Below are 18396 nucleotides of genomic sequence, written 5' to 3' on the forward strand. Positions count from 1 at the left end.
CGACCCGAAATTTCCGGCCTTGCCGGAAACGGTCGTCACGAGCCGTCGTGGGAGGTGAGGATGGTCCGGGTGCCGACCGGGTCGCGGGAGTCCAGGGTGCGCTGGGCACCCTGCGACTGCTGCACCATGTCCATGGCGACGCGCAGGTCCTCGGTGGCCCAGTCGAGCGACGTCTCGATGTGGGTGGCCTGGTCGAGCAGGGTGCGAGCCTGCGTCACCGATGACGGCGGGGCGTCGGTCACCCGCTGCGCGACGGCGGCGCGGGCGTCGGCGAGGGCCTGGGCGAGCACGTCGCGGGTGGCCGGGTCGGCGACGCGACCGTCCGAGTGCACGTAGACCCGCTCGGCCATGTCCATGACGGCGGCCAGGTCGTGCGAACGGTCGGACGTGGCGCTGACCTGCAGCTCGATCTTGTCGGTCAGGGCAAGCAGCCGGCTGGCCTCGTCGGCGCGGACCGACCCGACCCAGAGGGTGATCGCCACCGCGACACCGGTGACGATCGCGGCGCCGTACGTCCAGCGGCGGCGCCCGCGGGCTCCGGCGAGCTCGGCGAGCGGGGGCTCCGACGCGTCGAGCGGCGGGAGGTCGGCCGGGTCGATCTCGGCCAGGGCGGGCAGCCCGGTGGGGCCGGGCGAGGCGGGCAGGTGGCTCGGACTGTCTCCGGCCGGTTCGTCAGCATCGGACATCGTGGATTCCGGTCTAGCTAAAGCGATGGTGTTCAACTCTTCCCCCAAAGAGAGTTCCCATGAAAACTATCTGTCGGACTCAAGGCCCGTTCAACAACCGGTGAGAATGACGCTAGGACTACTTTCTTCCTCTCGCGCGGCGAATCCGTAATACGTCCGTGATCTGTGGACGACGCACCCGGGGTGCTGGCGGCTTGGCCATCGGCAGGCACAACCTGTTGAGAGGCTTGGCCCGGTGCCTACACTGGCCTGGTTCGACGACGACGTCCGAACCAGGTCAGGGGCAGCATGACGCAGGTGCCGCACCGCGACGCGCAGTGGGTGCGCGCCGCCTACGAGAACTTCGTCGGTTCCGCCGGCTCGCAGGAGCCTGACGGCATCGACCCCGTCGTCGCGGCCTCGTGGCGACGGAGCCTGCGCAACGGCGTCGACCCGGACAGCCCGAGCGCGGTGGCGGTCGCGGCGTCGGACGACCTGGAGGACTACCGGAGCCACCATCCCCTGGCCGTCGCGATGCCCCTGGTCCGGGACATGGTGGGCGGCGCGACGGGGGACGACCTCGTGGTGGCCGTCTCGGACGACGCCGGCCGGCTGCTCTGGGTGGAGGGCCGGGGTCCGGTCCGCACTGCGGTCGACCACGTCGGCTTCGTCGAGGGCGCCGTGTGGCGCGAGGAGTCCGTGGGCACCAACGCGCCGGGCACCGCCCTGGCCACACGCCGCCCCGTCCAGGTGCTCGGTGCCGAGCACTTCGCGCGTCCCGTGCAACGACTGAGCTGCACCGCGGCGCCCGTGCACGACCCGGCGGGCGGGATCGTGGGCGCCGTCGACCTCACCGGCGGCAGCGTCGCCGGGTCGCACGTCGCCCTCGCCCTCGTGCGGGCCACCGTCGCCATGGTCGAGCGCGAGCTCGCAGCGCGGGCCGCCGCCGGGCCGCGGGACGCCGCGGTGGCGACGGCGCTCGGACCGACCGCGGGTCCAGACCGCGGGCCCGACCTCCGGCTGCTCGGGCCGCCCGCGCTGCGCGGCCGGCGGATCTCGCTGCGCCACGCGGAGATCCTTCTCCTGCTGGCGGAGCACCCCCGGGGGCTGGGCGCCGAGGAGCTCGCCGTGCTGCTGCACCCGGGCGACCTGTCGCTCGTGGCCGTGCGGGCGGAGATCTCCCGGCTCCGCCGCGTGGCCGACGGCGCCCTGGACGGTCCGCTGCTCGCCGGTTCACGCCCGTACCGGCTCGCGCGCCCCCTCCTGTCCGACGTGGACGCGGTACGCGAACGGCTGGGCCGCGGCGACGTGCGGGGCGCGCTGGCCGCCTACCCGGAGCCGCTGCTGCGCCGGTCGGTGGCGCCCGGCGTCGAGCGGCTGCGCGAGGAGCTGGAGGCGGAGGTGCGTGCGGCGGTGCACGTCTGCGACGACGCCGTCGCCGTCGAGCGGTGGACCGCACGCGCCGAGGGTGCGGACGACCACGCCGCCTGGACCCGGCTGGCCCGGCTGGCACAGCCCGGCGGTCCGCAGGCCACCCGGGCGTCGGCCCACCTGGCCGTGCTGGAGCGCCGGCTGACCTGACCCGCGGGCGATCCCGGCCGGTCCCGGCGATCCGGGATCGTTTCGGGACCGCCGCGTGTTCTCCTGGTCGTCAGCGCACGCGCTCCCCGAGGAGGAACCATGGCCACGCCCGTCGACCCGTCCGAGAAGTTCTCGCGGTACGCCCACCCGGAGCGCCTCGTGAGCACCGCGTGGCTGGCCGAGCACCTCAAGGATCCCGGGATCGTGGTCGTGGAGTCCGACGAGGACGTGCTGCTCTACGAGACCGGGCACATCCCCGGCGCGGTGAAGGTGGACTGGCACACCGAGCTGCAGCACCCGCAGGTCCGCGACTACCTGGACGGCGCCGCGTTCGCCGCGCTGATGGGCGGCAAGGGCATCACGCGCGACACGACGATCGTGCTGTACGGCGACAAGAACAACTGGTGGGCCGCCTACACGGCGTGGGTGTTCACCCTGTTCGGGCACCAGGACGTGCGCCTGCTCGACGGCGGCCGCGGCCTGTGGAGCGCGGAGGGCCGCGAGCTCACCACCGACGTCCCCGCCCCCGCACCGGTCGAGTACCCCACGGTCGAGCGCGACGACACCACGGTCCGCGCCTTCCGCGAGGACGTGCTGGCGCACCTCGGCACCGGCCCGCTCGTCGACATCCGCTCCCCGCAGGAGTACACGGGCGAGCGGATCGCCATCCCGGACTACCCGGAGGAGGGCGTGCTGCGCGGCGGCCACATCCCCACGGCGCGCAACGTGCCCTGGGCGACGGCGGTGGCCGAGGACGGCACCTACAAGACCCGCGAGGAGCTGGAGGCGATCTACACGGAGGGCCTGGGCATGAGCCCGGACGACGCCGTGATCACCTACTGCCGCATCGGCGAGCGCTCCAGCCACACCTGGTTCGCCCTGACCTACCTGCTCGGCTACGCAGGCGTGCGCAACTACGACGGCTCCTGGACGGAGTGGGGCAACGCCGTGCGCGTCCCCGTCGCGACCGGCGCCGAGCCCGGCACGGTCTGACGGCTCCGCGCGGGCGGCGGCTCAGTCCCGGCCGAAGGCCTTGCGCAGCTCGTCCTTGGCGCGTTCGAGCACGTCGCGCTGGTCGGCGTCCAGCTCCTTGCCCGCGCGGTTGACGTAGAACGTCAGCATCGACATCGCCGAGCGGTACGGGGAGCTCTTGCGCCGGCCGCTCGCCTCCGCGGACTTCTTGAGGGACCGGGCGATCCGCGCGGGATCGTGCCAGGTGAACACGCCCTCCTCCAGGTCCAGGGCGTCACTGCCCTCGGTGACGCGCTGGGACCAGCGGTCGGGGCCGCCGTCCGGCCCCTTCTTCTCGGCCATACAGCCACGCTACGACGCCGTCCGGCCACTCGCCCGGGCCGCCGCGACGGTGAAAGGATGAACGGATGAGCACCGACCACGCGGACCTGCCCGAGGCCCTCGCCGAGCTGCGGGACGCCTTCCTGGAGACGCCCGAGCGGGATCGCCTCCAGCTCCTGCTGGAGGTGTCGCGCGAGCTCCCGCCCCTGCCTGCGCGCTACGCGGACGCGCCCGAACAGCTCGAACGGGTCCAGGAGTGCCAGTCCCCCGTCTACGCCATCGCCGAGGTGGACGACGCCGGGGTGGTCGCCTTCCACGCGACCGCCCCGGAGGAGGCGCCCACCACGCGCGGCTTCGCGTCCATCCTCGCGCAAGGGCTGACCGGGCTCACGGCGCAGCAGGTGCTGGACGTGCCCGACGACTACCCGCTCCAGCTCGGCCTGACGAAGGTGGTCAGCCTGCTGCGGCTGAACGGCATGGCGGGCATGCTCGCCCGCGCCAAGCGCCAGGTCCGGGAGCAGGTCGGCACCGCGCACGCCTGACGGCGCTACCCGCCCAGCCGCGCCCGCAGCCACGGCACGCACACCTCGGCCTGGATGCGCTGGAACGCGCGCAGGTGCGGTATTCCGGGCGGCGGGTCGAGCAGGGAGTGGTGCACGAAGTAGGCGGTCAGCACGGCGACCCACACCGTGACCGCCTCGGGGTCCGTGCCCGGCGCCAGCGGCGTGCGGTCCAGCACCTCCTGCGGGGCGGGCCCGCCCGTGGCGTGCACCGCCGGCAGCATCGCGGTCTGGTCCACGAAGCCCGCGCCCCGCACGGCGTGCGGCCAGTCGACGGCCACCGCCTCCTCGCCCCCGTCCGCCCGGCGGACCACGAGCGCGTTGTCCGCACGCAGGTCCTTGTGCACCAGGTGCGGCCCGGCGAGTGCCGCGCGCTGCCGTGCCGGCGCCGCGGTCTCGGCGACGCGGTCGAGGTTCCGGGCCAGCCAGGGGTCGTAGGTCGCCAGGCCGGCCGGCCGTTCGTCGGCCAGGAGCGAGGCCTCGGGCCAGACCTGGTCGGCCAGGTCGGGGAACGCCCCGCCGGCCGGCACCTCGTGCTCGGCGATGCGGCGGGCCAGGTGCTGCAGCCGGTCGAGGTCGGCCAGGTCCCAGGGCTCGGTGCGCGGCAGGCGGCCGTCCACGGCGTCGGAGGCGACCACGACCCATCCGGGTTCGTCCGACCCGGGCAGGGGCACCTCCCTGGCCCAGCGGAAGGCCGGGGCGGGCACGCCCGCGGGCAGGGCCGCCGCGCGCTGCGCCTCGCGACGGTGCAGCCGGGCGGCGACGTCGTAGCCGGTCGAGGCGACCTTGACGAACACGCGCTCGCCGGCCGCCTCGAGGGTGAGTGCCCAGCCGGGCGAGTAGCCGCCGTCGTGCGACGTCCAGCCGGTGACGAGGCCGCCCAGCTCGGCGACGACGGCGTCGCGCACCGGGGCGGGCAGCTCGGGCCAGGTCGGTCGGACACGGGTCATGCGGTGATCCTGCCCGCCGCGGCGGCGCCCTGGCGAGGAGAAATCGGCGCGCGAAGTGGACGCCCGTCCAGAAAATGCGGGATATCACGACTGTGATGTCTGGGTTACGGGTATTCCTGGCGCTCTGCCGCAGAGTTCGGTCCTGGAATGTCTTGTTTCCTTCCCCGCACCGCACGCACAGCACGGATTGACAGGGTGAAAAGAGCACCCGACTCTTCTTCGTGGTGAACACACACGTGTGCTCCACCACCTGTTTCAACGGAGCTATTCGAGGGGAAACACAATGATCCGAGGATTCCGTGCAATCAGTCGCGCTGTGGCAACCGTGGCGGTCTCCGCCGGCCTGGTCTGCGCAGCCACAGCAGGTGCGAGTGCCGCGGTGGTGACCGACGGGGACGTCCCCGCGGCCCACACGATCAGCGTGGAGGCGGAGCCGGCGCCCGACGTCGTCGCGGACCCCGTGCCGGACGTCCCGATCGACGCCCCGGTCCCCGACGTTCCCGTGCCGGACCTCCCCGTGCCGGAGCTGCCTGTCCCGCTGCCGACCACCGGTCTGCTGGACGGCCTGCTCAGCGCCCTCGGCAACCTGCTGAGCTCGCTCCTCGGTGGTCTCCCCGTCCCCGTCCCCCTTCCCGGGGTCTGAGGACAACCCTTTCGACCTGCCGGACGTCGCCAGCACGGCCGGTTACCGAACCCCTTTTCCACCAGCCGTTCGTGAACGGTGGGGCTGGTGACAAAGGGCTCCCGGTGAGGCCCTTTCCCGGATACCCGGGAAAGGGCCTCACTGCTGTCCGGAAAAGGCATTCGGCCAGGGACTTCCCGCTGACCCGGATCAGGGCAGAACACCGGCGCAGCGGGCGATCCGCCGCACCGCCTCGTGCAGCCGGTCCGGGGTGTTCGCGGCGTACCCGATCACCAGGCCGGGCGGCCCGGCACCCCTCCGGTGCGCCGACAACGGCTGCACCAGCACCCCGTCCGCCCGGGCCCGGCGCGCCACGTCGACGTCGTCGAGGCCGGGCAGTGTCACCAGGAGGTGCAGGCCGGCGGCCACGCCGTGGGCAGTGCCGCCGGGCAGGTGCGTCGTCAGCGCCGCCAGCAGCGCGTCGCGGCGGGCGCGATGGCGGCGCCGGACCTGACGCAGGTGCCGCTCGAACCCGCCGGAGGTGATGAAGTGCGCCAGCGCGAGCTGCGGCAGCGCGGGACTGCCGAGGTCGGTCCAGTACCGGGCCTCGACCAGCTCCGTCCGGAGCGCGGCGGGTGCGAGCAGCCAGCCCAGGCGGATCGCGGGTGCCAGGGTCTTGGACACGCTGCCGAGGTGCACCACGTGGTCCGGCGCGAGGGCGCGCAGGGCGGGGACGGGTGGCCGGTCGTAGCGGTGCTCGGCGTCGTAGTCGTCCTCGACGACGAGGCGGCCGGGCATGCCGTCCGGACCCTGCGGGGCCGCGCGCGCCCATGCCACGAGCTCCCGGCGGCGGCCGGGGGCGAGCACGACGCCCGTGGGGAACTGGTGCGCGGGGGTGACCAGCACCGCGTCCACGGCGGTGCGGCCGAGCGCGGCCACGTCGAGCCCGTCCCGGTCCACCGGGACCGGGACCGGGTCCAGACCCCACCGCCGCAGGTGCTCACGTGCGCCGTACGAGCCCGGGTCCTCGAAGCCGATGCGGTGCGTCCCTCGCGCGCCGAGCACCCGGGCGAGCAGCACGAGGCCCTGGGACACCCCGTTGACGACGATGACCTCGTCGGGGTGGGCACGCAGGCCCCGGGTGCGGGCGAGCCATCCGGCCACGGCCTCGCGCAGCGCGGGCAGCCCGCGCGGGTCGCCGTAGCCGAGCCCGCTCGACGCGAGGCCGCTCAACGCCGCCCGCTCGGCGCGCGCCCAGGCGGCGCGGGGGAACGCCGCGAGATCCGGCAGACCGGGCGACAGGTCGATCAGGTCCGGGCCGGCCGGCACACCGGCGGCGTCCGGGCCGGGGAGCCCGTCGGCAGCACCCGGCGACACGTGCGGCAAGCCGGGCCCGGGCAGCGGCCCAGGAACGGACCCGGGCTCGGGCCGCGGCCCGACGGCGTCACGCCCACCCGGCGCAGCCACGACCTCGGTGCGCACCGTCGTGCCGCCGCCGTGCCGCCCCGTCAGCAGCCCCTCGTCCGTCAGGCGCCGGTACGCGTCCACCACCACGCCCCGCGAGCACCCGAGCTGGTCCGCGAGGACCCGGGTCGCGGGCAGCCGGTCGCCCGGGGCGAGACGGCCGTCGGACACGGCGTCCCGCACCTGCTCGGCGAGCCATGTGGCCAGGCCGCGCGGCCGGGCGCGGGCCGGATCGAGCTGGAGAAAGTCGGCGCCCGCCATCTTGGTCTCCTTGTTCACCATCAACTTGGCACTGTCAGACGGACCAAGTCTGGAGCACGCTCACCGTCATGACGACCTCCGTCCACCCGCCGGCGCCGGGCGACGCCCCGGCCGCCCGCCCGTCCGCACCCTGGTCCGGCCCCGTGTTCGCCGGGCTCGGTATGACCCTCGTCGGCAGCCAGGTGGCCGTGTCGGGGGTGCTCGCCGACGCCCCGCTGTTCGCCGTGCAGGCCCTGCGGTACACGCTCGCCGCCGTGGTCCTGGTGCTGCTCCTGCGGGCCACCGGCCGCACCGTCCCCGTACCGCGCGGCCGGGAGTGGGCCTGGCTCGCCGCGGTCGCGCTGAGCGGGCTGGTGCTGTTCAACGTGGGCGTGGTGCGCGGCGTCGCGCACGCCGAGCCGGCGGTGATCGGTGTGGCGGTCGCCGCCGTGCCGGTGCTGCTCGCGCTCGTGGGGCCGCTCCTCGGCGGGGCCCGGCCCGCTCCTGTGGTGGTGGCCGGCGCGGTCGTGGTCACCCTGGGCGCCGTGCTGGTCACCGGGGGTGGGCGCACCGACCCGGCGGGCCTGGGCTACGCCCTGCTCACGCTGCTCTGCGAGGCCGGGTTCACCCTGCTCGCGGTGCCGGTGCTGCACCGGCTCGGGCCGCACGGGGTGTCGCTGCACACGGTCTGGATCGCCGCCCTCGCGCTGTGGGGCCTCAGCCTCGTGACCGAAGGGCCCGCCGCGGTCCTGACGCTGCGGCCCGGGCAGGTCTCCGCCGTGCTGCACCTCGCGCTGGGCGTCACGGTGGTGGCGTTCCTGCTCTGGTACACGGCCGTCGACCGGATCGGTCCCGGACGGGCCGGGCTGTTCACCGGCGTGGTCCCGGTGGCGTCCGCCGTGGGCGGCGTCCTGCTCGGTGCGCCCGTGCCGGGCCCGGTGGTGTGGCTGGGCGTGGCGGTCGTGGGTGCCGGTGTTCTGCTGGGGTTGCGCGCGCCGTCCGCGGCGCCCTAGCTCCCGTCCGCCCTAGCTCCCGGGCGCGGGCCCCGGCCCCGCCGGCTCGGGCGGCCCCGCCGGCTCGACCTCGAACCGGTACCCCGCCCCCGGGTGGGTGAGGATGTGCTGCGGGTGCGACGGGTCGCGCTCCAGCTTGCGCCTCAGCTGCGCCGTGTAGACCCGCAGGTAGTTGGTCTCGGTCGAGTAGGCGGGACCCCAGACCTCGTGCAGCAGCAGCTTGCGGTCCACGAGCCGGCCCCGGTTGCGCACGAGGACCTCCAGCAGCGCCCACTCCGTAGGACTCAGGCGTACCTCCGCCCCGGACCGGAAGACCTGCCGCCGCGCCAGGTCGATCCGCAGCTCACCCGCCACGACCACCGGTTCCTCCGCCTGCGCCGGGGCCGCCCGGCGCACCGCCGCCCGCAACCGCGCGAGCAGCTCGTTCATGACGAACGGCTTGGTCACGTAGTCGTCGGCCCCTGCGTCCAGGGCGTCGACCTTGTCGTCACCGAGCTGCCGGGCCGACAGCACCACGATCGGCACCCGGGTCCAGCCACGGATGCCCGCGATCACCTCGAGGCCCGGCATGTCCGGCAGGCCGAGGTCCAGCAGCACGACCTCCGGCCGGGCCGAGGCCACCGCGTCCAGCGCCGCCGCGCCCGTCGGTGCCGTGGTCACGTCCCAGCCGTGCGCCCGCAGGTTGATGGCCAGGGCGCGCACCAGCGCCACGTCGTCGTCCACGACGAGCACCCGGTTGCCGGACGGCGGGCGCGTGCCCTCGTCACCCGGCTCGCTGTTCACAGCACCCATCTCACCACGTGGCGCAGCGCCACGCGTCCGGCGTCCGGGCGCCAGGGCACGTCAGAAGTCGAAGAGGTCCTCCAGGAAGGACTCCTTGCGCTTCTTCTTGTAGCGGCGGTCCCCGTACGAGTCGTAGCGACGGTCGTCGTCGTACCGGCGGTCGCGGTCGTAGCGGCCGTCCCGGTCGTAACGACGGTCGTCGTCGCGGCGCCGGTCGTCGTACCGCGGGTCGTAGGCGGGCTGCGGCGAACCGTACGACGGGCCCACCTGGACGGGGTTGGGCGCGGGCGGAGCCGCGGGGGCCGACGGGGCCGACGGCCGGTTCTCGGCCGCGATCTCGGTCTCCACCGAGCGGTCGATGACCTTGTCGAGCTCACCGCGGTCGAGCCACACGCCACGACACGTGGGGCAGTAGTCGATCTCGATCCCCTTGCGCTCGGACATGACGAGCGTGGTCTGGTCGATGGGGCACAGCATGCTGAAGGTCTCCTCGCGGTCGTCGTCTGCGTCAACCAACGGACAGGGCCGCCGGGCGGTTCCTCGTCCGCTGCCTACCTGCCCGGGCCGGTCCAGGTTCCCAGGCTCTCACGGACGCCTGGACCGCCGGGGGACGCCGCTGCCGAGATGGCGGTGCCGCCGTCCTGCGCGGCCACGACGGCCCACACGACCGCGCCCACCAGGAGGAGCGCCGCCAGGACGGTGAGGGTGATCTTCCAGGCCGACCAGGGACGCTGGCCCACGACCTCCGCCGTGCGCGCGTTGACCAGCACCTGGAAGGGCTTGCCCGCGTACAGGTAGGTCGCGATCCACACCGGCAGCAGCAGGAGCTTGTACGTCACCGCCGAGTAGCTGGTGTGCACCTGGTGCACGCGCTGCACGTCGCCGCCGATGTCGCGCTCGCAGTCGTTCTCGATGACGGGTGCCATCTCGCCCTTGGCGACCTCCAGCCCGGCCTCGGGCTCGACGTCGTACCGCAGCGTCTCGTAGCCGGCGAGGTAGTCGGGCTGGTAGGGCCGGGCCTGGCCCAGCGGCCACGGGCTGAGCCTCGCCAGGTGCTCGGGCATGACCCGGCCGGTCCCGGCGACCAGCACGTCGTCGAAGTCGCGCGCCACGGTGCCCGCGGCCGGGTACCAGCGGGTCTTCTGCACCTGCCGGGTCTGCGTCTGGCTGCGGCCCTCGGAGTCGGTGGTCGTGTAGGTCTCGGTGACCCAGTAGTGCTCGCCCCGCTGGCCCGTGTAGTCGGAGCGGGTCCGGGCGTCGAACGTCCAGTGCGGCAGGTAGACGCCGTGCGCCTGCTCGGCGGAGACCACCTTCTTCAGGGCCGACGGCGCGAACCACCGCGAGCGCACCCACGTCCGCAGGGCGCCCTGCATGGCGTCCCGGTCCACCTCGAACGGCAGCACGGCCTCCGGCTCGACCAGGCCGAGGCCCTCGACCTCCGCGACCATGGGCGACCCGCAGAACCCGCACTTCTGCGACAGGTGGTCGCTGGTGGTGACCGCACCGCAGGTGCCGCACCGGTAGTCCTGCGTGGCGGGCGCCGCCACGGGGCGCGTCCGCGCCGCGAGCGCCGCGAAGTCGTGCTCGCGCACCTCGCGGACGACGGCGGCGATCTCCTGCGTGTGGCCGCAGTATGGGCAGGTGAGCGTGCCCGTACCGGCGGAGAACTCGACGGTGGCCCCGCACTGCTCGCACGGGTAGGCGCGGTGGGCGACGGGGCCGCCCTCGGTCAGCTCGACCATCGTCAGGCCTGTGGCAGCGGGGGCGGCGTCGCGCCGAGGTGCCTGGCCACGTCGGGCACGGACGACGCCGGCTCCCAGCCCGCCATGCCCGCACGCCAGATCAGCGTGCTCGCCGTGAGGGTGCCCGCGGCGGCCTGCGCGGCGAGGGCGGCGTCGTCGAACGGGCCGGTCTGGGTGCCGCCGTTGCCCAGGAACCAGCCGCCCGGCAGCGGCGGTGGGCCGGCGGGCGCGGCGGCGGCCGGGGCGGCGGGCGCGGCGGCGGGCTGGGCAGGGGGCACGATCGCGTTGCCGACCGCCTGGCCCAGCCCCATGCCGATGACGGCGCCCGCGCCACCACCGCCGTCGGCCGCGGCCTCCATCGCCTGGCCGGCCTGGAACTGCTGGAAGGCGGCCATGCTGCCCACGGTGCCGGACGAGACGATGCCCATCGAGGTGCGCTTGTCGAGCGCCTCCTCGACCTCGGGCGGCAGCGAGACGTTCTCGACGACGAACTTCGGCACGGCGATGCCGAGGTCGGTCGACAGCTCCTCGGTGAGCCGGGCGGCGAGCTGGTCACCGAGGTCGCCGTGGTGCGCGGCGATCTCGATGACGGGGATCCCGGAGGAGGCGAGCACGCTCGCGAGGTGGCTCACCACGTTCTGGCGCAGGTACTCGTGCACCTCGTCGGTGCGGAACTGCGGGTCGGTGCCCACCAGCTCACGCAGCAGGAGCTTCGGGTCGGAGACGCGGACGGCGAACGCGCCGAAGGCCCGCACACGCACCATGCCGAGCTCCGGGTCCCGCATCATGACGGGGTTCTTGGTGCCCCACTTGAGGTCGGTGAACTGGCGGGTGCTGACGAAGTACACCTCGGCCTTGAACGGCGAGTGGAAGCCGTGCTTCCAGCCCTTCAGGGTGGACAGCACCGGGAGGTTCCGGGTCTCCAGGGTGTAGGTGCCGGGCTCGAACACGTCGGCGATCACGCCCTCGTTCACGAACACCGCGGTCTGGGACTCGCGGACCACGAGCCGCGCGCCCATCTTGATCTCGTTCTCGTAGCGGGGGAACCGCCACACGATCGTGTCCCGCGTGTCGTCGAGCCACTCGACGATGTCGACGAGCTCGCCCTTGATCTTGTCCAGCAGGCCCATGCCGCACTCCCTCGCCTCGTCCGTCCGCGCGCCGCGGACACCTGGACGATACAAGCGCCGGGTACGGGGCGGTACGAAAGGTGACGGGACCGTGACCTGGCATCGACCCGGCACCGACCTGGCACCGACCTGGCACCGCCCTGGCAGCCGGCCGCTGCCGCGACCCCGGACGTGTGAGAGAGTTTCACCGCAGGGTGACAACCCGGCGAACCTGTCCGGAGGTGCAAGGGCCGATGACCGTCCTCGTGGCGTACAACGAGTCACCCCAGGGTGAGGCCGCCGTGCGCGCGGCCGTCAGCGAGGCGGCACGCCGCCGGCAGGAGCTGGCCGTGCTCGTCCTCACGCCGCAGGCCGGCACGCAGGTCCCGGCCGCGCTGGCCCACCTGCTCGACGCGGTGCCCAGCACCGTCACCCTCGGTCCGATCGCGTTCCGTCCCGAGCAGACCGAGGTGGCCGACGCGATCGTGGACCAGGCGGAGGCCGTCTCCGCGGACCTCGTGGTCATCGGCTCGCGCAAGCACTCCACCGTGGGCACGTTCCTGGTGGGCTCGACCACGCAGCAGGTGCTGCTCGACTCCCCCGCGCCCGTGCTGGTGGTCAAGGCCAGCTACGCCTGAGCCGGAGGTGAGCGTGGGCGGAGCGCCGAGGAACGAGGCGTACCGCCCGGAGCGAACCGCAGGCTCAGGCGTCGTCCGGCTACGCCTGAGGCTGCGCCGCCCGTGCGGTGATCCGGCCGACGACGTCGTCGAGCACCGGCGTCGCGATGCCGTGCGCAGCCGCCCGACGGCCCACCGCCCCGCCGATCGCGTCGAGCTCGCCCTCCCGGCCCGCCTCGACGTCCGCCTGGAGCGAGGAGCGCATCGGGGGCGGGAAGCCGTCCAGGATGCCGCGCAGGTCCTCCCCCGTGGTGGGCACCCCTTCGGCGGTGGCGGTCGCGGCGATCTCGGCGAGCAGCCCCGCGGTCAGCCCGGGGTCGCGGGTCAGCGCCTCCCCGATGCCCGTCGCCCACGTGGAGGTCAGCAGCGCGAGGGGCGCCAGGAAGCGGAGCTTCTTCCACAGCACCTCGGCCTCGGTGCCACCGGTCACCACCTCGATCGGGGTGTCGCGCAGCGCGGTCACGACGCCGAGCGCGGCGGCGTCGTCCGGCACCACCGTGCGCAGGAGCGTGCCGCGGTGCCGCACCAGCGCCGGACCGAAGCCGCCCGCACCGGTGCGCAGCGTCTCGCCCGCGATGGTGGCCCCGACCACGCGCACGCCCGGCAGCGCCTCGCGGAGCGCGACCAGGTGGTCCAGGCCGTTGAGCAGGGACAGCACCTCGGTGGGCGCGGTGCCGGCGAGCAGGCGGGCGGCGTCGGCGACGCCTTCGGCCTTGACCGCCACGACCACCCGGGCGCCGTGCGGCACCTCGGTGACCGCGGCGAGCGGCGCGTGCCAGGAGCCGAACTCGTCCGTGACCACGTCCATGCCGTGCTCGGTGACCTGCCGGGCGGTCCGCTCCCGGGCGACCACGACGACGTCGTGCCCCGCGCGCTGGAGCATCGCGGCCACCAGGCCGCCGATCGCACCGGGGCCGACGACGGCGATCAGGGTGTCAGTCATGGCCACATCGTAGGTGGGGGCGGGCGACGGGCGGTGCTCGTCACCTGACGAACTCATGACGGTCTGGCCGGGCGGCCGGGGCTCTGGACTAGTCTCGGCACATGACAGCAGTCACGCTCGGGATCCCGTCGGTACGGGGCGTGCCCCGGCGAGCCGCCACGCCGGCCGGCCGGCCGCGACCCGACACCCCCCTGCTGGTCGACCGGTACGGGCGCGTGGCGCGCGACCTGCGCGTCTCGATCACCACCGCGTGCTCCCTGCGCTGCACCTACTGCATGCCGGCCGAAGGGCTCCCGCTCGTGCCGCGCGACGAGCTCATGACGCCCGGCGAGATCGGCCGCCTGGTCGGCATCGGGGTACGTGACCTCGGCATCCGCGACATCCGGTTCACGGGCGGCGAGCCGCTGATGCGGCGCGACCTGGAGCAGATCATCGGCGCCGCCCGCGAGGCGGCGGACGAGGGCATGGCCGCGCTCGCGACCGGCGGCACGCCGCCCGAGCGGGTCCGCATCGCCATGACCTCCAACGCTCTCGGCCTGGACAAGCGGGTCGACGCCCTGGTCGCGGCCGGGCTCGACCGGGTCAACGTCTCCCTCGACACCGTGGACCGGCAGGCGTTCGCCACGCTGACCCGGCGCGACCGCCTGGACGACGTGCTCACGGGCATCCGCGCGGCCCTCGCGGCGGGCCTGGCGCCGGTCAAGATCAATGCGGTGCTGCTGCCGGAGACGCTGGCGGGCGCGGCCGACCTGCTCGCCTGGGCGGTGGAGCACGGCTGCGCGCTGCGGTTCATCGAGGAGATGCCGCTGGACGCCGACGGGCGCTGGACGCGCGACGACGTGGTGAGCGCCGCCGACCTGCTGGAGGTGCTGGGGCAGCGCTTCACGCTGACCCCGGCGGGTCGCGAGGACCCGTCGGCCCCGGCCGAGGAGTGGCTGGTCGACGACGGCCCGGCGACCGTGGGCGTCATCGCGTCGGTGACCCGGTCGTTCTGCGGGGCGTGCGACCGCACCCGGCTGACCGCCGAGGGCACGGTCCGGTCCTGCCTGTTCGGCAACGAGGAGACCGACCTCAAGGCGCTGCTCCGGGCGGGTGCGAGCGACGAGGAGGTCGGCGACGCCTGGCGTGCCGCGATGTGGGCCAAGCCGCGCGCGCACGGCAGCGACGCGGTCGAGCTGGCCGCGGACGCCTTCGCGGACACCCGGCGCAGCATGGGAGCCATCGGCGGCTGACGCCGGACATGTCCCGCAGGTGACGTCCGGCGGTCCCAGGTGACCCCTCGGGGACCGCCGGATGTACGTTGCCCGAAGCCTCGCCCCCGCCAGGGACAAAACAGAACATAACCCCCGGCGGGCTTCCTAGGCTCGCCGCCGTGACCACCATCGCGACGCCCCGGGCGCCGGAGGAACCGGGCACCCGGCCGACCCGCGGCTCCGTGGCCGGGCCACAGAGCCCGCGCCCCGGCCGCCTCGGCGCACGACGCCGGCGCACCGCCCTCCTGTGGGCCGTGCTGCTCGCCGGCCCGAACCTCGCCCTCCTGCTCGTCTTCGTGTACCGGCCGCTGGTCGAGAGCCTCTACCTCTCGACCCTCCAGTGGAACCTCGGCTCACCCACCGCGCGGTTCGTGGGCCTGGGCAACTACGTCGAGTGGTTCACCGCGCCCACCACCGGCCGGATCGTCACCACGACCGTGGTCTTCACGGTCGCGACCGTCGGCGGCGCCCTGGTCCTGGGCCTCGGCCTGGCCCTGCTCCTGGACCGGCGGCTCCGGGGCCGCGGCCTCGCCCGCACGGTCGCCTTCGCGCCCTACGTGCTGAGCGGGTTCGCCGTCGGCATCCTCTGGCTGTTCATGTTCGACCCCCGCTACGGGCTCGTACAGGAGCTGCTCGGCTGGTTCGGCGTCGCCTCGCCCCAGTGGTACACCGGCCGGCCGTGGCCCCTGGTCATGGTGATCGTCGTCTACCTGTGGAAGAACCTCGGGTACGTCGCCCTCATCTACCTCGCCGGCCTGCAGGCGGTACCGCAGGACCTCAAGGACGCCGCGGCGCTCGACGGCGCGTCCGCCGCCCGCACGCTGCGCTCCGTGGTGCTGCCGCTGCTCACCCCCACCACGTTCTTCCTGCTCGTGACGATGCTGCTCAGCTCGCTCCAGTCCTTCGACATCATCAAGGCGATGACCCAGGGCGGCCCGCTCGGCTCCACCACCACGCTCATGTACTCGATCTACGTGGAGAGCTTCGTCAACGGCCGCGCGGGCTACGCCTCCGCCGTCGCCACGATCCTGTTCCTCGTGCTGCTGGCAGTCACGGCCGTGCAGCTGCAGTTCGTCCAGCGGAAGGTACACTACGCATGACCGCCGTGCCGCACCCGGGCCCCGCCGCCCCGGTGGCCCGACGACGCCCCGCTCCCCCGGTGGGCAGCTACGTCACCATGATCCTGGCGACCGTGGTGCTCGGGGCGCCGCTGCTGTGGCTGGCGCTCGCGAGCCTCAAGGCCCCCGACGAGCTGTACCAGGTGCCGCTCCAGTGGCTTCCCGCCCGGCCGGACCTCGACAGCTACGTGCAGGCCGCGGACACCGTGCCGCTCGGGCGGCTGCTGCTCAACAGCATCGGCCTGACGGTCGCGGGCGCGGGTCTCAAGGTGGCGCTCGGCCTGTGCTGCGCGTACGCGCTGGTCTTCCTGGACTTCCCGTTCAAGCGCGTCGCGTTCGGGCTGGTGATCGTGACCCTGATGATCCCGCCGCAGATCACGATCATCCCCAACTACACCCTCGTGGCGAGCCTGGGCTGGCTGAACACCTACCAGGGCATCCTCGTGCCCGGCCTGGCCAGCGCGTTCGGTACGTTCCTGTTCCGCCAGCACTTCCTCACGCTGCCCCGGTCCGTCCTGGAGGCGGCGGAGCTCGACGGAGCCGGCCACTGGCGCAGGCTGTGGCGGTTCGTGGTGCCCATGAGCACCCCCACGCTCGCCGCGGTGGCGCTGGTGTCCGTGGTGACCGAGTGGAACGACTACCTGTGGCCGTTCCTCGTGGTCGACAACCCCTCGACGATGACGCTGCCCGTCGGGCTCACGCTGCTGCAGAACAGCGACGGCATGACCAACTGGGGCGTGCTGCTCGCGGCGACCGTCCTGGCGACGCTCCCCGTCCTGCTCGTCTTCCTGGTGCTGCAGCGCCGGCTCGTCGCCGGCCTCACCGCGGGCGCCGTCACCGGCTGACCCGCGCCCCCGTCCTGTCTCACTCCCGAACGCGCCCCGGACCGGGGCGCGCGAACACCAAGGAGCACACCGTGTCCCACCGTCCCGTCCGCGCCGCCGTCCGGCGTCCGCGTACCGCCGTCGTCACCGCACTCGCCGCGCTGACCGCCCTGACCGCAGCCGGGTGCGCCGGCCCGAGCCTCGGCGCGACCGGCGGATCGTCCGACGCCTCCGCCGAGGCCGTCGACTGGTCGCAGGTCGAGCCGGCCCAGGAGATCACCTGGTGGAGCAACCACCCGGGTGAGTCGCAGGAGGTCGAGCAGCAGCTCATCGACGAGTTCGAGGACGAGACCGGCATCCAGGTGAAGCTGGTGACCGCGGGCGCCGACTACGACGAGGTCGCCCAGCGCTTCCAGGCCGCCTCGCAGACGGACGAGCTGCCCGACCTGGTCATCGCCTCGGACGTGTGGTGGTTCCGCTACCACCTGAACGACCAGATCATGCCGGTCGACGACGTGCTGGAGTTCCTGGACGCCGACGCCGCCGACTTCCAGCCCGCCCTGTACTCCGACTACGAGTACGACGACCAGCACTGGGCCGTGCCGTACGCGCGCTCGACGCCGCTGTTCTACTACAACAAGGACCTGTGGGAGGCCGCCGGCCTGCCCGACCGCGGCCCGGAGACCTGGGCCGAGCTCGAGGAGTGGAACGCCGCCCTGGAGAAGGAGGTGCCCGCGAAGGGCTCGACGTTCGGCCTGTCGACCGGCCCGTCGTGGGGCGCCTGGTGGTTCGAGAACATGATCTGGGGCCAGGGCGGCGCCTACTCGGACGGCTTCGAGCTCACCCTCGACACGCCCGAGGCGGTCGCGGGCGGCCAGTTCGTGCACGACCTCTTCCACGAGTCCGGCGTGGCCACCCTGTCGGCCGACGACGCCATGGCCGACTTCTCGTCCGGCCTCATCGCCTCCACGATCGGCTCGACCGGCTCGCTGAAGGGCGCGCTCGACGCCGCGACGTTCGAGGTCGGCACGGCCTACCTGCCCGACGGACCGCAGGGCGGCGGCACCCCGACCGGCGGTACCGGCCTGGCCATCCCGTCGTCCAAGACGCCGGAGGAGCAGCTCGCGGCCGCGATGTTCCTGGAGTTCCTCACGAGCACCGAGAACACCGCCACCTTCTCGCAGAGCACCGGCTACATGCCCGTGCGCACGTCCGCGGTGGAGAGCGACACCATGAAGGCGACCTACGAGGCGACGCCGCAGTTTCGCACCGCCGTGGACCAGCTCGCCGACAAGGCCCGCGTGCAGGACGACGTGCGCGTCTTCGTGCCCGGCGCCGACGCGCTGCTCAACGAGGCGCTGGAGCAGATCGTCATCGAGGGCGCCGACCCGGCCGCCGCGTTCGAGGAGATCGCGCCGCGCATCGAGACGGCGTACACCGAGAACGTCGAGCCCTACCTCGACGCCCAGGACTGACGCCCAGGACTGACACCCCGGACCGACGCCCCGGACCGACACCCCTGACTGACAGGGCCGGCACTTCGCGCGCGGCTCGTGGCA

Annotated in this window: 19 protein-coding genes; 10 read left to right on the forward strand and 9 right to left on the reverse strand. The window is 73.8% G+C overall.

What is annotated here, in order from left to right; genetic code table 11:
• Nucleotides 1-35: 35 nt before the first annotated feature.
• Nucleotides 36-686, reverse strand: coding sequence for a hypothetical protein (locus ACIBBF_RS13935; protein WP_397414107.1), 651 nt, complete (start codon nt 684-686; stop codon nt 36-38).
• Between the two features lie 288 nt (nt 687-974).
• Here ACIBBF_RS13935 and ACIBBF_RS13940 point away from each other — a divergent pair, with 288 nt between their 5' ends.
• Together ACIBBF_RS13940 and ACIBBF_RS13945 are read left to right on the forward strand one after the other, a co-directional pair.
• Nucleotides 975-2246 (forward strand): transcriptional regulator, encoded by a 1272-nt coding sequence (locus tag ACIBBF_RS13940; RefSeq protein ID WP_397414109.1) that lies wholly within the window; start codon nt 975-977, stop codon nt 2244-2246.
• Between the two features lie 99 nt (nt 2247-2345).
• Complete coding sequence (locus ACIBBF_RS13945) at nt 2346-3239, forward strand: sulfurtransferase (protein WP_397414111.1); 894 nt, start codon at nt 2346-2348, stop codon at nt 3237-3239.
• Nucleotides 3240-3260: 21 nt separating this feature from the next.
• Here the strand turns inward: ACIBBF_RS13945 and ACIBBF_RS13950 are convergent, their stop codons facing one another.
• Nucleotides 3261-3560, reverse strand: coding sequence for a DUF3175 domain-containing protein (locus ACIBBF_RS13950; protein WP_397414113.1), 300 nt, complete (start codon nt 3558-3560; stop codon nt 3261-3263).
• Between the two features lie 65 nt (nt 3561-3625).
• On the opposite strand from ACIBBF_RS13950, the gene ACIBBF_RS13955 reads away from it, so the two are divergent.
• Entirely contained in the window at nt 3626-4081 is a 456-nt protein-coding gene (locus ACIBBF_RS13955) for a SufE family protein (RefSeq protein WP_397414115.1), read from the forward strand.
• Nucleotides 4082-4086: 5 nt separating this feature from the next.
• On the opposite strand, the gene ACIBBF_RS13960 is transcribed toward ACIBBF_RS13955, so the two are convergent.
• Nucleotides 4087-5049: a hypothetical protein gene (locus tag ACIBBF_RS13960; RefSeq protein WP_397414117.1), complete on the reverse strand. Its 963-nt coding sequence runs from the start codon at nt 5047-5049 to the stop codon at nt 4087-4089.
• Between the two features lie 316 nt (nt 5050-5365).
• Here ACIBBF_RS13960 and ACIBBF_RS13965 point away from each other — a divergent pair, with 316 nt between their 5' ends.
• Nucleotides 5366-5692, forward strand: coding sequence for a hypothetical protein (locus ACIBBF_RS13965; RefSeq protein WP_397414119.1), 327 nt, complete (start codon nt 5366-5368; stop codon nt 5690-5692).
• 189 nt (nt 5693-5881) lie between these two features.
• On the opposite strand, the gene ACIBBF_RS13970 is transcribed toward ACIBBF_RS13965, so the two are convergent.
• A complete protein-coding gene (locus ACIBBF_RS13970; protein ID WP_397414121.1) occupies nt 5882-7417 on the reverse strand; it encodes a PLP-dependent aminotransferase family protein in 1536 nt (511 codons plus the stop codon).
• Between the two features lie 47 nt (nt 7418-7464).
• Between ACIBBF_RS13970 and ACIBBF_RS13975 the strand changes: the two genes are divergently transcribed.
• Nucleotides 7465-8388: a DMT family transporter gene (locus ACIBBF_RS13975; protein WP_397414124.1), complete on the forward strand. Its 924-nt coding sequence runs from the start codon at nt 7465-7467 to the stop codon at nt 8386-8388.
• A gap of 12 nt (nt 8389-8400) precedes the next feature.
• Here ACIBBF_RS13975 and ACIBBF_RS13980 read toward each other — a convergent pair whose 3' ends face one another.
• The 4 genes from ACIBBF_RS13980 to ACIBBF_RS13995 form a co-directional block, all read right to left on the reverse strand.
• Entirely contained in the window at nt 8401-9171 is a 771-nt protein-coding gene (locus tag ACIBBF_RS13980; protein ID WP_397414126.1) for a response regulator, read from the reverse strand.
• A gap of 60 nt (nt 9172-9231) precedes the next feature.
• Entirely contained in the window at nt 9232-9648 is a 417-nt protein-coding gene (locus ACIBBF_RS13985; RefSeq protein ID WP_397414131.1) for a zf-TFIIB domain-containing protein, read from the reverse strand.
• Between the two features lie 74 nt (nt 9649-9722).
• Complete coding sequence (locus ACIBBF_RS13990; protein WP_397414134.1) at nt 9723-10913, reverse strand: hypothetical protein; 1191 nt, start codon at nt 10911-10913, stop codon at nt 9723-9725.
• A 2-nt stretch (nt 10914-10915) separates the two neighbouring features.
• On the reverse strand, nt 10916-12043 hold the full coding sequence (locus ACIBBF_RS13995; RefSeq protein ID WP_397414136.1) for an SPFH domain-containing protein: 1128 nt from the start codon (nt 12041-12043) through the stop codon (nt 10916-10918).
• 233 nt (nt 12044-12276) lie between these two features.
• Between ACIBBF_RS13995 and ACIBBF_RS14000 the strand changes: the two genes are divergently transcribed.
• Complete coding sequence (locus ACIBBF_RS14000; RefSeq protein ID WP_397414139.1) at nt 12277-12660, forward strand: universal stress protein; 384 nt, start codon at nt 12277-12279, stop codon at nt 12658-12660.
• A gap of 79 nt (nt 12661-12739) precedes the next feature.
• On the opposite strand, the gene ACIBBF_RS14005 is transcribed toward ACIBBF_RS14000, so the two are convergent.
• Nucleotides 12740-13642, reverse strand: coding sequence for a ketopantoate reductase family protein (locus tag ACIBBF_RS14005; RefSeq protein WP_397414142.1), 903 nt, complete (start codon nt 13640-13642; stop codon nt 12740-12742).
• 101 nt (nt 13643-13743) lie between these two features.
• Here ACIBBF_RS14005 and moaA point away from each other — a divergent pair, with 101 nt between their 5' ends.
• From moaA to ACIBBF_RS14025, 4 genes are all read left to right on the forward strand, one after another.
• Entirely contained in the window at nt 13744-14874 is a 1131-nt protein-coding gene (moaA, locus tag ACIBBF_RS14010; RefSeq protein WP_397414144.1) for a GTP 3',8-cyclase MoaA, read from the forward strand.
• Nucleotides 14875-15014: 140 nt separating this feature from the next.
• Nucleotides 15015-15995: a carbohydrate ABC transporter permease gene (locus ACIBBF_RS14015; protein WP_397414146.1), complete on the forward strand. Its 981-nt coding sequence runs from the start codon at nt 15015-15017 to the stop codon at nt 15993-15995.
• Nucleotides 15992-16858 carry a carbohydrate ABC transporter permease gene (locus ACIBBF_RS14020; RefSeq protein WP_397414148.1) on the forward strand — a complete coding sequence of 289 codons (867 nt, stop codon included), beginning with the start codon at nt 15992-15994 and terminating at the stop codon, nt 16856-16858. Before ACIBBF_RS14015 ends, ACIBBF_RS14020 begins: the two co-directional genes overlap by 4 nt.
• A 71-nt stretch (nt 16859-16929) precedes the next feature.
• Complete coding sequence (locus ACIBBF_RS14025) at nt 16930-18312, forward strand: ABC transporter substrate-binding protein (protein ID WP_397414151.1); 1383 nt, start codon at nt 16930-16932, stop codon at nt 18310-18312.
• The last annotated feature ends 84 nt before the right edge of the window (nt 18313-18396 follow it).

Source organism: Promicromonospora sp. NPDC050880 (genome assembly GCF_044456525.1).
Taxonomy (GTDB): Bacteria; Actinomycetota; Actinomycetes; order Actinomycetales; family Cellulomonadaceae; genus Promicromonospora.